Annotated in this window: 15 protein-coding genes and 1 pseudogene; 14 read left to right on the top strand and 2 right to left on the bottom strand. The window is 55.5% G+C overall.

Annotation, left to right across the window (positions count from 1 at the left end):
* Positions 1-5: 5 nt before the first annotated feature.
* On the top strand, positions 6-698 hold the full coding sequence (locus O1V65_RS08145) for an amino acid ABC transporter permease (RefSeq protein ID WP_017493313.1): 693 nt from the start codon (positions 6-8) through the stop codon (positions 696-698).
* 67 nt (positions 699-765) lie between these two features.
* On the opposite strand, the gene O1V65_RS08140 is transcribed toward O1V65_RS08145, so the two are convergent.
* The gene (locus O1V65_RS08140; RefSeq protein ID WP_269130403.1) at positions 766-1,626 is read right to left on the bottom strand and encodes a pirin family protein; all 861 of its coding nucleotides are present in this window, start codon (positions 1,624-1,626) and stop codon (positions 766-768) included.
* A gap of 234 nt (positions 1,627-1,860) precedes the next feature.
* Between O1V65_RS08140 and nac the strand changes: the two genes are divergently transcribed.
* The 11 genes from nac (at position 1,861) to O1V65_RS08085 (ending at position 11,056) form a co-directional block, all read left to right on the top strand.
* Positions 1,861-2,784: a nitrogen assimilation transcriptional regulator NAC gene (gene nac, locus O1V65_RS08135; RefSeq protein ID WP_269130402.1), complete on the top strand. Its 924-nt coding sequence runs from the start codon at positions 1,861-1,863 to the stop codon at positions 2,782-2,784.
* Positions 2,785-2,903: 119 nt separating this feature from the next.
* Complete coding sequence (locus O1V65_RS08130; protein ID WP_017493310.1) at positions 2,904-4,070, top strand: pyridoxal phosphate-dependent aminotransferase; 1,167 nt, start codon at positions 2,904-2,906, stop codon at positions 4,068-4,070.
* Positions 4,071-4,093: 23 nt separating this feature from the next.
* Complete coding sequence (gene pxpB, locus O1V65_RS08125; protein WP_017493309.1) at positions 4,094-4,765, top strand: 5-oxoprolinase subunit PxpB; 672 nt, start codon at positions 4,094-4,096, stop codon at positions 4,763-4,765.
* A complete protein-coding gene (locus O1V65_RS08120; protein ID WP_084912057.1) occupies positions 4,762-5,724 on the top strand; it encodes a 5-oxoprolinase subunit C family protein in 963 nt (320 codons plus the stop codon). Before pxpB ends, O1V65_RS08120 begins: the two co-directional genes overlap by 4 nt.
* A gap of 12 nt (positions 5,725-5,736) precedes the next feature.
* A complete protein-coding gene (locus O1V65_RS08115; protein WP_017493307.1) occupies positions 5,737-6,177 on the top strand; it encodes a hypothetical protein in 441 nt (146 codons plus the stop codon).
* Positions 6,159-6,941: a LamB/YcsF family protein gene (locus O1V65_RS08110; RefSeq protein WP_084912056.1), complete on the top strand. Its 783-nt coding sequence runs from the start codon at positions 6,159-6,161 to the stop codon at positions 6,939-6,941. Before O1V65_RS08115 ends, O1V65_RS08110 begins: the two co-directional genes overlap by 19 nt.
* A gap of 174 nt (positions 6,942-7,115) precedes the next feature.
* On the top strand, positions 7,116-7,865 hold the full coding sequence (locus tag O1V65_RS08105; protein ID WP_017490787.1) for an SDR family oxidoreductase: 750 nt from the start codon (positions 7,116-7,118) through the stop codon (positions 7,863-7,865).
* Between the two features lie 36 nt (positions 7,866-7,901).
* Complete coding sequence (locus tag O1V65_RS08100) at positions 7,902-8,612, top strand: amino acid ABC transporter permease (RefSeq protein WP_017490788.1); 711 nt, start codon at positions 7,902-7,904, stop codon at positions 8,610-8,612.
* Positions 8,613-8,618: 6 nt separating this feature from the next.
* A complete protein-coding gene (locus tag O1V65_RS08095; RefSeq protein WP_192503670.1) occupies positions 8,619-9,371 on the top strand; it encodes an amino acid ABC transporter permease in 753 nt (250 codons plus the stop codon).
* Positions 9,372-9,380: 9 nt separating this feature from the next.
* Positions 9,381-10,118 carry an amino acid ABC transporter ATP-binding protein gene (locus O1V65_RS08090; RefSeq protein WP_017490790.1) on the top strand — a complete coding sequence of 246 codons (738 nt, stop codon included), beginning with the start codon at positions 9,381-9,383 and terminating at the stop codon, positions 10,116-10,118.
* Between the two features lie 98 nt (positions 10,119-10,216).
* Positions 10,217-11,056, top strand: a complete 840-nt coding sequence (locus O1V65_RS08085; protein WP_017490791.1) for an ABC transporter substrate-binding protein — start codon at positions 10,217-10,219, stop codon at positions 11,054-11,056.
* Positions 11,057-12,095: 1,039 nt separating this feature from the next.
* On the opposite strand, the pseudogene O1V65_RS08080 reads toward O1V65_RS08085, so the two are convergent.
* Positions 12,096-12,455, bottom strand: a pseudogene (locus O1V65_RS08080) (helix-turn-helix domain-containing protein); the annotation flags it as partial.
* A 116-nt stretch (positions 12,456-12,571) separates the two neighbouring features.
* Between O1V65_RS08080 and O1V65_RS08075 the strand changes: the two are divergent.
* Together O1V65_RS08075 and O1V65_RS08070 are read left to right on the top strand one after the other, a co-directional pair.
* The gene (locus tag O1V65_RS08075) at positions 12,572-13,420 is read left to right on the top strand and encodes an AraC family transcriptional regulator (protein ID WP_017490794.1); all 849 of its coding nucleotides are present in this window, start codon (positions 12,572-12,574) and stop codon (positions 13,418-13,420) included.
* Positions 13,421-13,471: 51 nt separating this feature from the next.
* Positions 13,472-14,173 (top strand): alpha/beta fold hydrolase, encoded by a 702-nt coding sequence (locus tag O1V65_RS08070; RefSeq protein ID WP_269130401.1) that lies wholly within the window; start codon positions 13,472-13,474, stop codon positions 14,171-14,173.
* Positions 14,174-14,250 lie beyond the last annotated feature (77 nt).

The following is a 14,250-nucleotide window of genomic DNA, read 5'->3' as shown; positions in this document are numbered from 1 at the left end:
TAACTATGTTTGATATCGACGTTCTGATCCCGGACTTCTGGAGCATTCTGGACGCTGTACCCGCTACGCTCGCGATGGCGTTCACCATTTTTATTTTTTCGACGCTGGTGGGCGGTCTTTTTGCACTGGTTGAATACCGTCGTATTCCGGTATTGCGCGAGCTGGTGGTGGCGTACAAGGTTGCCTTCAAAGGTATCCCGATGGTGGTGATGATTTTTCTCGCCTACTACGGGCTGCCGACGGCGCTGGCCTTTACCGCGTCGCTGTTCGGAATAAAATTCAATCCCAACACCTTGCCAAACTGGGCGATTATTATTGTGGCGCTCACCGCCTGCGTGGCGGCGTTTCAGGCCGAGGTGGTGAAGGGGGCGTTGAACTCCTTTGATTCGGGTCAGTCTGACGCCGCCAACTCGCTGGGTTACAGCAGCGGCCAACTGTTTCGCCGGGTGCTGTTTCCGCAGGTGATCATTGCCGCTATCCCGGATTTGGCGAACTCTTTTATGGTTATCATGAAGGCGTTGTCGCTGGCGTTTGCGATAGAAGTGGTGGACATTTTTGCTCAGGCTCAACTGACGGCGGCGCTGAACTTCTATTACCTCGAAGCGTTCCTGATTGCCGTGGTGTTCTATATGGTGATTGCTTATGTAGTGACAAAAATTGCCGATAAGCTTGAGGCGATGCTGCGGATCAGAACCTGAGGGGAAGGGCGGGAAAGTCATCACTGCGCGTCTGCCTTCCGTTAACGAGAGGCAGACGCGTAATTTTCTAGCCGTCGAGTTTGACGTTAAACCTGCCGGCCTGATAGTCCAGAATGGCCTCGTTGATTTCCTGCGCGGTGTTCATCACGAACGGCCCGTGCGAAACAATTGGTTCGCGGATTTTGTCGGCGTGACCAAACAGTAATACCGCGTCTTCAATCGCTTCAATCGTTACGCTGTCGTCGGAATCATCCAGCTCAATCAAATGCCAGCTTTGAGCCTGCTGGTCACCGATTTGCAGTCGACCTTTCACGGTATATAAAAACACCTCGCGCGCGGCCGGAGCCTTCAGGGTGACCTTGCTGCCCGCCGCGAGTTGCACCGTCATCATAGTGACGCCGGTCAGCGTTTTAATCGGCCCCGTTACGCCCGCCACTTCCCCCGAAATAAGACTCACCGAGCCTTCTCCATGGCTTAGCGGGATCTGCGGAATGTCGGCCGCCTGCAACCCAACGTAGCTTGGCGCGGTCATTTTCAGCCGTGAAGGCAGATTGACCCACAGTTGCAGAATCTCCAGTTCGCCGCCCTGACGCTGGAAAGATTCTGGTGAAAGCTCGGAGTGAATCAGACCCGACCCTGCGGTCATCCACTGCACGCCGCCCGGACCAATGATGCTCTCATGGCCGCCGGTATCCTTGTGCGCCAGCTCGCCGCGCAGAATAAAGGTCACGGTTTCGAAGCCCCGGTGCGGGTGCGGGCCAAAGGGGAGACCCAGATTATCCGGGGCATAAACCTGAGGACCGTGATGGTTCAGAAACAGGAAGGGGTCAAGGTGCTCAAGTTCGGGGCCAGGAACCGGTCTGCGGGTTTGTAAATCACGGATGTCATCGCGAAAGGCCTTGTACTGACGTTTTATGCGGCGGGTCATATGTTGCTCCAATACCTGCGGGGGGTTAATCCTAAATATAGCGAATATGCACCATCGCGGTGCGAAATCGTTTTATAACGCTTTGATTAAACGATTATGGCGGGTTCTTAAGGTTAATTCACCCCCGGTTAATCCATTGGTATTGCTTATGACCTGTAGATGTTCAAGTTTACAAAGCTTATGGCCTGAATCTTGCTTTATTGAAATCAGTACTCAGAAAAATCGAGGTCGGTCATGAATCTCAGACGTTTAAAGTATTACGTAAAAATCGTGGATATCGGCAGCCTGACGCAGGCCGCCGAGGTGCTGCACATTGCTCAACCGGCACTGAGCCAGCAGCTGGCGGCGCTGGAGGGAGAGCTTGATCAGCAGTTGCTCATCCGCACTAAGCGCGGCGTCACGCCGACCGAAGCAGGTAAAATTCTTTATAGCCATGCGCAAACCATTCTGCGCCAGTGTGAGCAGGCGCAAAGCGCGGTAGACAACGCCGGTTGCTCGCTCGGCGGCCAGGTTTCCGTCGGTCTCGCGCCCTCTACCGCCGCGTCGCTGCTGGCGATGCCACTGATTCAGGCCGTCAAGGCTCAGCATCCTGGCATCGTGCTGTATCTCAACGAGAATTTTGGTTCGCCGATGAGTGAGCAAATTATGAACGGGCGCATGGACATGGCGGTTATCTACGGCGATAGGCCGGTACACGGACTGTCATTCATCCCGCTTATGAAAGAGGACCTGTTTTTGGTCGGTTCGGCGCGAGTCCCGACGCCGGAGCCGACCATCGAACTTGTCGATGTCGTTAAACGTGACCTCTTTATGCCGCGTCCTTATAACGTGGTGCGCAGACTGGTTGACGAAACGCTGCAACGCGAGAAGCTGAAGGTGAATATCATCGCCGAAATCGAATCGCCGTCGACTCTCAACGCTGCGGTGCTCAATGGGCTGGGTGTCACCATTCTGCCTGAGTCTGCCGCGCGGGCGATGGCCGCCCAGCCGGGAGTCTGGCTGTCGCGCATCGCGTCGCCGGGCATTCAGGCACCGCTGTCGTTCTGTATGTCGGACCACCTTTCCCTGTCGCCTCCGGCGCAGGCGGTAAAAGACATTTTGCTGTCGTTGATGGTGAAGCGAACGCAGGATAACCGGCCACTGATGCTGGTTCACTGAGTGCCGATTCATTAATAAGAGACGCTTATTACCTCACAGGGAAACCCTCTTTCAGGCTGAGAAAACGACAGGATACAGTGGCCGTTACTATCAGATGAGTAGACTTGAGGGTTGACCCAATGCGTTCACAGCAGGATGAAATTGTAGATTTTACGGCCGCAGAAGCGGTACTTCGTATCGAAAGAACCTCGTTGCGCGTTCAGCAGCCCGCCACGACGCCAGAAATGGTTTCTTTGGCCGTGGGGGAGCCGGACTTTGCTACCCCGCCGCGCATCATCAAGGCTGCCGCCGACGCATTGGCCAACGGGTTGACCCACTATTCGCCGCAGCTAGGGGAAAAACCGCTGCTGTTGGCGCTGGCAAAATTAGTCTCTGCCCAGTCGGGCGCTGAAGTCGGCCCCGGTGAAATTCTGGTCACCCACGGCGGCACCGGTGGTCTGTCTGCGGCTATCCTGTCGATAGTTAATCCCGGTGACCGGGTGGTCATTCCCGACCCTACCTATTCCCTTTATGCCGACCTGGTCAACATGGCCGGCGGCGTCTGCGTGCCTGTACCTTGCAAGGAGAACCTGCATTGGGACCTCGCGGCGCTGGAGCAGGCAATGCAGGGCGCGCGGCTGTTCGTGTTCTGCAACCCGAGCAACCCGACCGGCATCGTTCACACCCGCGAAGAGATTGAGGCGCTGGGCGAGATTGTGAAAGCCAGCGATACGCTGGTGGTTGCCGATGAAGCCTACAGCGATTTGGTGTTTACCGACCAGCCATTCACCTCTGCGCTGGAGGTTGAAAGCTTCCGTGGCCGCACGCTGTATTGCCAAACCTTCTCCAAAAGCTATGCCATGACCGGCTGGCGCATCGGCTATCTGGCGGGACCGGCCAGGATGATCGCCGCCGCTGCGCGCGTACACAACTCGGTGAACAGCTCAGTCAATACCGCCGTACAGTACGCGGCGCTGACCGCTATCGAAGAGTGCGCTCAGGACGTGCGCGAGATGCATAAAGTCTACGCCGAACGTCGTGAACTGATGATTGCCGGTCTGAATGCCATTCCCGGCCTGACTCTCAGCAATCCCGAAGGGGCTTTCTACTGTTTCCCATCCTATTCAGCGCCTGTCTCGTCTGTGGAGATGGTCGGTATCCTACGCGGTTTCGGTATTGCGGTGCGTCCGGGCAGCGAGTTTGGTGCAGCCGGTGAGTCGCATATCCGCCTGTCTTACGCCGCCAGCAAAGAGCTGATCGCCGAAGGCCTCGAACGACTGAAGCGAGGACTGGCTTCACTGTCCTGATAACGGCACGGAGCGGAAAACCCATGATGTCTATAGAAACCTCAAAAGAACCGGTCGTGAGCGCATTGGGCACTCGCGCGATGCTGTTCGAGGCGCCCGGTGCGCTGGGGCTCGAAAACCAGCAGCGTATCTGGGCGCTGTCGAATCAGGTGCAGCAGTGGTCGCTGGTCGCAGAGGCGGTGCCGGGAATGAACAACCTGATGCTCACCTTTCACCAGCCGCCGCAGGCGCTTGAGCCGTTTTACGACGCGCTGCTCGCCGAGTGGCAGCGCGGTGAGACCCAGACTTTGCAGGGGCGCGTGGTTGAGCTACCGGTGTATTACGGCGGTGAGTACGGCCCGCATCTGTGCGACGTTGCCCAGCACACCGGGCTGAGTATTGCCGAGATAGTGCGGCGTCACGCCGAGCCGCTGTACCCGGTTTATGCGCTCGGCAGCCATCCCGGCTACTGCTATCTGGGTGGGATGGACCCGTCGATTGCCACACCGCGCCGCCAAACGCCGGTGTTGAGTATTCCGGGCGGTGCGGTGTCGATTGGCGGCGTACAGACCGGTGTTTCTGCTTCTGCCGGGCCGAGCGGCTGGAACACGATTGGCCACACCGAATTTGTCTTTTTTGATGCGACCGCCACTCCGCCGGTGACGCTTCGCCCCGGCGACAGCGTGCAATTTCGCATACAGAAGGTGCTGTCATGATTGAAATTGAAAAAACGACCGCACTGACCAGCGTTCAGGATCTGGGGCGCGAAGGTTGTCTCAACTACGGCGTAGGGCGTGCGGGGGCGATGGACTCTCTGGCGCTCCAGCTCGGCAATCTGCTGTTAGGCAATGCGCCGGGAGCGGCGGCGATTGAGATCCCGCTGTTTCCTTTTCGGGTACGCTTTCTTGAAGATTGTGCCTTTGCGGTGAGCGGCAACGACGGCGATGTTCTGCTCGACGATCGCCTGCTGCCGCCCTGGTGGGTGGCGCAGGCCAAGGCCGGACAAACTCTGACCGTCAAGGCGTCGCGCTATTGCGCACGTGCGTATCTGCATCTGCCGGGCGGGATTGACGTGCCCGAAGTGCTGGGTTCGCGCAGCACACAGTTGCGCGGTGAATTTGGCGGCTTTCACGGTCGTGGACTGCATAAGGGCGATCGTCTGGCGGCGGCTGAGCCGCAGCGCAGGGTGAAAACCGACCTCGGCATTGCCTCGCCGTGGCTGCGTTTTGCCGACCTAAACGCCGAGGTTCAACCGGTACGCGTGTTGGCCGCCGGTGAGCATTTTGCTTATACCGCCGAGTCTCGCGCACGTTTCTGGCAGCAGGACTGGCGCATCACGCCGCAGAGCAACCGTTACGGTTACCGTCTGGAGGGCGAACCTTTGGTGGCGCTCGAAACAATGGAAATGCGTTCGCACGGCATTGTGCCCGGCGTGATTCAGGTGCCGCACAACGGCCAGCCAATCATTCAGATGAGTGATGCACAGCCCAGCGGTGGCTATCCGAAGTTCGCCACCGTGATTGAGGCTGACCTTTGGCTGCTGGGGCAAATTCCGCCGGGTCGCCGTATCCGCTTTGTGGAGTGTAATTTTGCGCAGGCGCGCGATGCGTGGCAGACACAGCAGGACTACATCCAGCAGGTGCGGAAACAAATTAAACAGCTTAACCGGGCTTAATCAGGGTGAACGATGATAGCGATTAACGAGATACGCCAGATAGCGCAAAAAATGCAGGCGTCTGGCCTTGGGAATATTGAAATCAGCGGTAAGGATTTTTCGCTGCGCCTGCGATGCACCGACGAGGAGTTATATCGTTGCCTGCCGCTCCCTAAAGAGGCCGCACCGGTCGCTATCAAAGCCGCCAAAAAAGGGCAGTTTTGGGCGACGCATCCGATGCAGGACAAAGCCCCGATCGCCAAGGGGGCCTGGGTCGAAGCCGGCGACTGTCTGGGATTCTTGCAGTTTGGTGACCTGTATCTGCCGGTTCGCAGTCCACTGGCGGGGGAAATAACCCGCCTCGCGGTGGCCAGCGGAGAGACGGTCGGGCGCGGAAGAGGGCTATTCATGCTGCGTCCAGCGCCAGAAAATCGGCCGATTGAAGAGGTGAAAGCATGCGATACATTGATTTAAACGCCGACCTCGGCGAAGGCTTTGGCGACTACCGTATCGCCGACGATGCCTCGCTGATGTCCATTATTAGCTCCGCCAATATCGCCTGCGGCTTTCACGCCGGTGACGCGAGCATCATGGCCGCCAGCGTCGCGCGCGCTAAACAACATGGCATCGATCTGGGGGCACACGTCGGTTTCCCTGACCTGCTCGGTTTTGGCCGTCGCCGGATGCAAATTGACACCGCAACGCTGGCGCAGTACGTGATTTATCAGCTCGGTGCTCTGGCGGGGTTCGCACGGGTGGCAGATTATCCGCTGACCCACATGAGCTTTCACGGTGCGTTGGGCAACATGGCGGCCGAGGACGAGGGGCTGGCGATGCCGCTACTGCGTGCGGTCCAGTCGTTTGACCCGAACTTGATTATTAGCACGACGGCGGGGAATGCCGTAGAGCACTGCGCGCGTGAATTGAAGATGAAGGTCGCCTGCACGCTGCTGGCCGATCGAGCCTATCACGCTAACGGCATGTTGGTGAATCGCGCCTTACCGGGGGCGGTTATCCACGGCGCCGAGCAGATAAGTGCGCGTATTCGGCAGTGGCTGACCGAGGGGACATTGACCAGCATTGAAGGCGAAAAAATCCCTCTCAACGTGTCGTCCATCCTGTTGCACGGCGATACCGAGGGCGCAGTCGCGTTGGCAAAACGGATAAGGGCCGAGATAGAGCAGACGCCGGGCTGTGAAATTCGAGCGATGTCGCGCCAGTTGCTGCGGGATGAATGATTTTTTCCGATAAATAACAATAGGATGAAGTGTAGCTTTGGGCTTCATAAGATGGCCTTATTACCACACACCCTTTATGTCTTATCCATTAAAGACATTACCCGATACAGTCGATTTAAGCCTGCAATGTCCCGTATTACGGGCCTCTGCGGCACAATTTCAAGAGGAATGATTATGCCATTTTCAGATTATAAAACCGCGTTGGTGACCGGCGCATCGGCAGGGATGGGCGAGGCCATTGTTGAGCGCCTGTGCGAAGAAGGGCTGACCGTACACGCCGTGGCACGCCGTGAAAGTGAGCTGCTGGCCCTGGCCGAACGTACCGGTTGTATCCCGCACGTTATTGACGTCAGCGACGTGGCAGCGTTGACCCGCCTGTGCAGCGAGATTGAGGTTGACGTGCTGGTAAACAATGCGGGCATCTCTCACCCAGGTTCGATTGCCACCGCTAAAGAGGCGTATGTCGATGCACAGGTCGACGTCAACCTGCGCGCCGTGCTGCACCTCTGCCGCCTTACCGTGCCGGGGATGATGGCGCGTGACCGTGGGCATATCATCAATATCACCTCGATTGCGGCAATTTATAACTTCGGCGGCAACTCGATTTATCACGCGACCAAGGCGGGCGTGCACGCACTCTCGCGCCAGCTGCGCGTGGACTGCTGTGGCAAACGCGTTCGCGTAACCGAAATCTGTCCGGGACGCGTGGCCACCGACATCTTCGGCAACGTGTCCGGCGACAAAGAAGGGGCGAAAAAGCAGTTTATCGACGGCTTCGAGCTGCCGACCGCCAAAGACATCGCTGATACCGTGGCGTTCGCCGTGGCAATGCCTATCGCGGTCAATATCGGCAATATCGAAATTACCCCCACGCTACAGGTGCCGGGTGGGCTATCCACGCTGCGTCCCGGCGACGCGGGTTAAGCGTGGCGTTAGATTATTGGCTGACAGGGGGACGCAATGGCAGCAGTGAAAAACGGTTTTGATCTGGCTGCGGTAATGCAGGGCCAGTATGGCGACATGTTGGTGACCGGCATCGAGCTGACGCTCAAGCTGGCGATGGGATCTTGGCTGCTGGCCATGGTACTGGCGCTGCTGCTGGTGATTATCCGCCTGTCGGAGAAGCGTATCGCGGTGGCGTTGGTTAGCGTTTATGTCTCCTATCACCGCAACGTCCCTACGCTGATACAGCTGATGATGTGGTATTTCGCCATTCCCACGCTGCTGCCTGAGGCACTACAGGACTGGATAAACAATCAGAACGCCGAGTTTATCTTCTCGATGATGGCGCTGGGACTGTGTCAGGCGGCCTACTTCTCGGAGGATATCCGCAGCGGACTGCGCGCTATCCCGGCCGGACAGACTGAGGCCTCGCGGGCGTTGGGGATGAGCTACATCAAATCGATGCGGCTGATCATTTTACCCCAGGGAATGCGCAACGCACTGCCGTCGCTCATCAACCATACGGTGCTGCTGTTTAAGAATACCAGCCTGGCGATGGTTATCGGCGTCGCTGAACTGACCTATGTCACTCGCGAAATCGAAAACATGACCTTCAGGACGTTTGAAATTTATATGGTGGCCTCGGTGGTTTACCTGTTTTTCTCACTGCTGTTAATGGGCGGCGGCGCATGGGTTGCCAAACGTTTTCAGCGCGCTATGGCGAGGTAAGAGGCGATGTCTGATTTCTTCAGCATTATTCATCAGTACTGGATGCTGTTTCTGGTGGGCCAGTATCCGCACGGCTCTCTTGGCGGGTTAGCGAATACGCTGCTGCTGTCGGTGGTTGCCATGCTGTTTGCCTTCCCGCTGGGGATTGTGCTGGCGATGGCGCGCATTTCGCCGTTCAAGACTGTGCGCAGCGTGGCGGCAGTGTGGGTGTACGTGTTTCGCGGCGTTCCGCTGATGATGGTGGTGTTTTGGACCTACTTCTGCGTGCCGATGTTGCTGGGTCACGACATCAACGGTTTTGCGACCATGGCCTGTACGCTGGTGATTTATGAGAGCGCCTATATTGCCGAGATTGTGCGCGGGGGGATTCAGGCCCTGCCGTCGGGGCAGTACGAGGCCTCGCGTGCGCTGGGCATGAGTTATCTCAAGACCTTCCGGCTGATAATCTTGCCGCAGGCGCTTTATAACATGCTGCCGAGCCTGATCAGTCAGCTAGTTTCCATCATTAAAGACAGCACACTGGGTTACGTGATTAACGTGCAGGAGCTGACTTTTGCCGCCAATCAGGTCAGCAACCAGCTGTTGACCCAGCCTTTTCAGGTGTTCGCGATTGTGGCGCTTAGCTATTACGCGGTCTGTTTTAGTCTGACCTGGTTGGCAAACCGACTCGAAAAACGCATCGCCCGGCAACGTACTCGTCATCAAATGGCGCAGGCGGTTGCTCCCTCGGCGGCGTTAACCCCTGAAATTACGCAATAAGGAGCAGAGATGACCCCGCTTATTATGTTTAACCAGGTCAATAAATGGTATGGCGAATACCAGGCTCTGACTGATTTGAGTGCGGAAATCCGCAGTGGCGAAGTGGTGGTGGTCTGCGGCCCTTCCGGTTCAGGGAAATCCACCCTGATTCGAACGGTTAACCGGCTGGAGCCGATTCAGGACGGACAGATTCTGTTTGAAGGTCTGGATATCAACGGCAGCAGCACGCGGTTGAACCATCTGCGTACCCGCATCGGTTTCGTGTTCCAGAATTTCAACCTGTTCCCGCATATTTCGGTGCTGGAAAACGTGATGATTTCACCCATCAAGGTGCTCGGCGTGCGTCGCTATCAGGCACGCAAAGAGGCGATGGCGCTGCTCGAACGCGTCGGGCTGGCGCATAAGGCCGATGCCTATCCTTTACAGCTCTCCGGTGGCCAGCAGCAGCGAGTTGCTATCGCACGTGCGCTGGCGATGAAACCCCCGGTGATGCTGTTTGACGAACCGACCAGCGCGCTCGACCCTGAAATGGTCGGCGAAGTGCTGAGCGTGATGCGGGGGCTGGCGCAGGAAGGAATGACGATGATGTGTGTGACGCATGAGATGAATTTCGCACGTGAAGTGGCTGATACTATTTGGTTTATGGACGAGGGCAAGATCCTTGAAAAAGCGCCGCCGGAGCGATTCTTTACTCAGCCGGGACACGCGCGTGCACAGCGATTCTTGAGCGATTTACGCCAGCACTGATCCTTATCAGAGCATTTCAATCCATTTTTAGGCGGTATTTTTATTTAAAATTCGTGACGCTGTCACTTAATATTGAACATTATCGGGGTAGGTTACTTATGAAACTCAAAAGTCTTTCTTTGGCTCTATTGATAAGCCCGCTGGCGCTAAGCACCTTGACGGCACAGGCTGATATGCTGAGCGATATTCAGGCGCGCGGTCAGCTTAACTGCGGCGTGTATTCCGACGTACCGCCGTTTTCATCCCCGGACCCGCAGACGCGTCAGTTGGTGGGGATGGATGTCGACCTTTGTGGCGCACTCGCCAAACAGATGGGCCTGAAGTTGAATCTGATGCCGACCTCGGTCGAGGCGCGTATTCCGGTGTTAACTACCGGTCGCGTTGATGTGCTGATTGCTAACCTGGCCTATACCAAGACCCGCGCCTCGCAGATTCAGTTCAGCGACCCTTACTATGTTGCTAAAGAGATGCTGGTGGTCAAGGCGCCGAATGCCGGACAGCCGAAAAGCTTCTTTAAAGATAAACGCATCAGTGCGACCAAGGGAACCACCTCCGAGCAGTCAATTTATCTGGCGGGCGCCAAGGCGATCACCTTCCAGGATACTGCGTCGGCTTATCTTGCGCTACAGCAGAACAAGTCGGTCGGTTTTGTGACTAACACCATGACGGCGGTGAAGATGATCGATCAGGCCAAAAAGGGCGGCGTCGACTTGGCGATGACCTCGTTCCCGATGGCGCTTGAGCCCATCGGCGTGGGGATGAAGCAGGGCGAGCCAGCGCTGCTGGCCAAGGTCAATGAAAGCCTCAAAGCGATGGACGACCAGGGGGTGATCGACAAGATTTGGGATAAATGGATGGGTCCTAACACCTCTTACAAGATGGTACGCGAAGACAAGGTGCAGCCGTTGAGCGCGTTGAAGTTCCAACCCTTAGAGTAGGGGCTTTTGATTGCAAATGTTTTTTTTGGGTCACCGCCTGATCTCGGCCTGCTGGCCTGCCCAGCTTTTAAGGTTAACGTCAATGCGGTCCCTTCACTTTGCTCGAAAGCCAAATACGTCTTTCTCCCGCCGTTCAGCGCCGTCCTGAATCCGCCGTAGAGAAGACATAATCCCTAAGCAGTTGCCGAGGCAACAAAGAAAAACAAAAAAATCCCGTCGTTAAACCGAGCGTGGATTTGACCTCAAGGTTGCCGGTTTTTGTTTAAGAGGACTGTTGGCGGATTCGGGACTGTGACGGGTGAAGCGTGACGAGACGCGTTTGTCTCGTCACCGAGGCAGGGAATCGCGAAGCGGCGCGGCCTACGCCACGTGCGAAGCACCTGCCTTTGACCTAAAAGACCTAAACCCAGATCTTGACCTTAAAAGCAGGTCCAGGGCAGACGCCCCCAGTTCCGTACTTGTCAGATAGTATCGGCCCCATCCCCTCTATATCTTTATATCATTAAAACAAGCGCGGATTTAGCGGAATAATCTCCAGTTAACCCTCTGATTTTCTGCGCTTGTTTTTCCTAAAAATCATCGAAGACGGAAAGAGAAAATGAAGGCGACTTACATCGTTATGACAGCCGTTTTAGCGGCAGTGACTTTGTTATCAGGTTGTGGAGTGCATAATGTGCAGTTACAGCAGGACAGAGAGCGTTGCTCGCAGTATGGCTTCCAGTCGGGAACGAATTCTTTTGCTAAATGCATGCAGGACACAGCCATAGAACGCGATCGTATCTCAATGGTAGGGAGTCTGTTCTCTAAGATTAAACAATAAATATTTAGGATGGGGAGAAAGCAATTTTCTCCCCATCTTAAATTAGCAAGATTTTGAACTTACGCCGTCACTGCACGGTTTCCAGTGGGTCCAGACGGTTTTTTGACAGTGGTAACTCGGCGTACTGCTCTTTAGCCCCATCCATTCTAACTCCGGTTTTTCCTTCTCCAGCTCGCTCACGGCAACAGGCTGTATACTGGGTTGCTCATGCGCGGCTTCCAGCTCAATCTTCGGACACATACCATAGCTCGGCCAATGATCCAGACGACGATAAACCGCAGGTGTTGTTTTAAACTGCTTTTTAAACGTGCGGGTAAACGTCTGCTGAGAATCAAACTGATACTTATCGGCAATGCGTAATACAGAGTTTTGCGTCAGACGCAGTTCGGTCGCGGCCATCGTCAGACGACGTTGTCGTGTATAAGTCCCGAGTGTCTGGCCGGTAAAACTTTTAAACAGGCGTTGCAGGTGCCATTTTGAGTAGCCCGATTTCGCGGCAATGGTGTCTAATGTTAAGGACTGATCCAAGTTATGTTCAATCCAATCCAACAGTTCACTGACAATACTTTCGTGATACATATTTTGATTCCCCCGTTAAGGTAGCCATTTAGCCACTCCGAACGCTGGACTACAATGCGCAATTCAGCCATATTATTTATCAAATCGGCCAAATCTTAACGGAGTTTTAATAAACGATGCCAATTATTCAATGCCATCCCGGCGATTGTAATCGTGTTGCTATCGACGATATTGAGAGGCCGGTGATTGCGGTAGGTGCTTCGCGCACCAACGGTTCATGGGAAAAAGCCATGCATTGCCACCGTAAGGCACAGCTGATTTATACGCTCGAAGGTATCATCAGCTGTGAGCTGGAGCAGGGTGTTTGGGTCGTGCCTCCGCAGTGTGCGGTATGGATCCCGAGCGGATTAATGCACTCTGCACGCGGAACGGGCGTGAATCAGTGCTATAGCCTGTTTGTTGAACCCGACGCCAATCTTTCGTTACCGACCTCCTGCTGTACCTTGTCGGTGACGCCGCTACTGCGAGAACTCCTGCTGCACGCCGCGCACTTCCCGCTGCTTTACGATGAGCAGGGACCCGAAGGTAAGATAATCAACGTGTTGCTTGATCAGCTAACGGTGGCCGAAGTGGAAGACCTTTATCTGCCGCTGCCGCGAGACAATCGTCTGCGACAACTGACCGACGGCATGTTGCAAGACCCCGCCGACAAATCGACGTTGGCCGAATGGGCTGGGCGTATCGGCATGAGCGAGCGTAGTTTGAGCCGCACTTTTGTTAACCAGGTTGGCGTCAGCGTTCACCGTTGGCGTAAACAGCTGCATGTTATCCTCGCACTACAGAAACTCTCAGGCGGGGCGAGCGTGCAAACCGTAGCACTCGACTTAGGCTACGAAAGTGCCAGCAGTTTTGTGACCATGTTCCGCAAGGCGCAGGGGAAACCGCCAGCGCGCTATCTTTCCGACTGCGCCAACAGCCCCGATTTACCTATTCGTGGTTTCTCGCTGTCTGAAAATATGGCGTGATGTTTCCAAAATATTGTTAATTGTAATGACTGCACAAGGAAGAAATCGCCGATGTCTTTAGGGAATATCGTTTTGATCCCAGGTTATATGACCGATGACCGCCTGTGGGATGACGTCGTTGAACCTTTAAAAGCGCAGGGGGCGGCGCTGACTTTTGCCCAGCTAGACAGCGGCCACACGATGGATGAGATGGCCGAACGCATCATCGAAACCTGTCCGCAAAATTTTGTTCTGTTGGGCTTTTCGATGGGCGGTTACATTGCGCGCAAGATACAGCAACGCATTCCTGAACGTGTCACGGCGTTGATTCTGGTTGCTACCTCAAGTCGAGCGGACTCGGCGTTGCAGCAGCGCACAAAGGCCAGCGCTGCCGACGCGGTCACGGCACATTCCTACAACGGATTAAGTCATCTCTCGCTGGGCTATTCGCTCCACGTTGACCGCAGCAAGGACCCTGAGCTTTTGCAGCGCCTGAAGGGGATGGGGCAGCGCCTCGGCTATGAGGTCTTTGTTCGTCAGTCGCGCCTGGACCGCAGCAGTGATACCGACAGGCTTTCGCAAATCCACTGCCCAACGCTGGTTATCGCGGCGCGAAATGACCGTATGCGCAGTCTGGAAGAGTCAACCGAGCTGCAAACCCATATCCCCGGGGCAGAGCTTCGCGTGATCGAAAACTGTGGTCATATGATCCCCCTTGAGCAACCCGCAGCGCTTTGCGACGAAATTATTCATTGGCTGAATTTAATGCCATGAACCGATAGGTAACAGTTATATTAGTTACAACATACTTAAAAGAGTTTTAATGAACCTGACCTCCAGCTCTGACGTCG

It is taken from the genome of Rouxiella badensis, assembly GCF_026967515.2.
Classification (GTDB): domain Bacteria; phylum Pseudomonadota; class Gammaproteobacteria; order Enterobacterales; family Enterobacteriaceae; genus Rouxiella; species Rouxiella badensis.
This window is presented reverse-complemented; position numbering and strand designations above follow the sequence as displayed.

Coding starts and splice junctions, on each gene's coding strand:
- O1V65_RS08075 (WP_017490794.1), top strand. CDS start 12,572: ATGCCAATTATTCAATGCCATCCCGGCGATTGTAATCGTGTTGCTATC.
- O1V65_RS08130 (WP_017493310.1), top strand. CDS start 2,904: ATGCGTTCACAGCAGGATGAAATTGTAGATTTTACGGCCGCAGAAGCG.
- O1V65_RS08115 (WP_017493307.1), top strand. CDS start 5,737: ATGATAGCGATTAACGAGATACGCCAGATAGCGCAAAAAATGCAGGCG.
- O1V65_RS08095 (WP_192503670.1), top strand. CDS start 8,619: ATGTCTGATTTCTTCAGCATTATTCATCAGTACTGGATGCTGTTTCTG.
- O1V65_RS08120 (WP_084912057.1), top strand. CDS start 4,762: ATGATTGAAATTGAAAAAACGACCGCACTGACCAGCGTTCAGGATCTG.
- O1V65_RS08070 (WP_269130401.1), top strand. CDS start 13,472: ATGTCTTTAGGGAATATCGTTTTGATCCCAGGTTATATGACCGATGAC.
- O1V65_RS08085 (WP_017490791.1), top strand. CDS start 10,217: ATGAAACTCAAAAGTCTTTCTTTGGCTCTATTGATAAGCCCGCTGGCG.
- O1V65_RS08140 (WP_269130403.1), bottom strand. CDS start 1,626: ATGACCCGCCGCATAAAACGTCAGTACAAGGCCTTTCGCGATGACATC.
- O1V65_RS08145 (WP_017493313.1), top strand. CDS start 6: ATGTTTGATATCGACGTTCTGATCCCGGACTTCTGGAGCATTCTGGAC.
- nac (WP_269130402.1), top strand. CDS start 1,861: ATGAATCTCAGACGTTTAAAGTATTACGTAAAAATCGTGGATATCGGC.
- O1V65_RS08090 (WP_017490790.1), top strand. CDS start 9,381: ATGACCCCGCTTATTATGTTTAACCAGGTCAATAAATGGTATGGCGAA.
- O1V65_RS08105 (WP_017490787.1), top strand. CDS start 7,116: ATGCCATTTTCAGATTATAAAACCGCGTTGGTGACCGGCGCATCGGCA.
- O1V65_RS08100 (WP_017490788.1), top strand. CDS start 7,902: ATGGCAGCAGTGAAAAACGGTTTTGATCTGGCTGCGGTAATGCAGGGC.
- O1V65_RS08110 (WP_084912056.1), top strand. CDS start 6,159: ATGCGATACATTGATTTAAACGCCGACCTCGGCGAAGGCTTTGGCGAC.
- pxpB (WP_017493309.1), top strand. CDS start 4,094: ATGATGTCTATAGAAACCTCAAAAGAACCGGTCGTGAGCGCATTGGGC.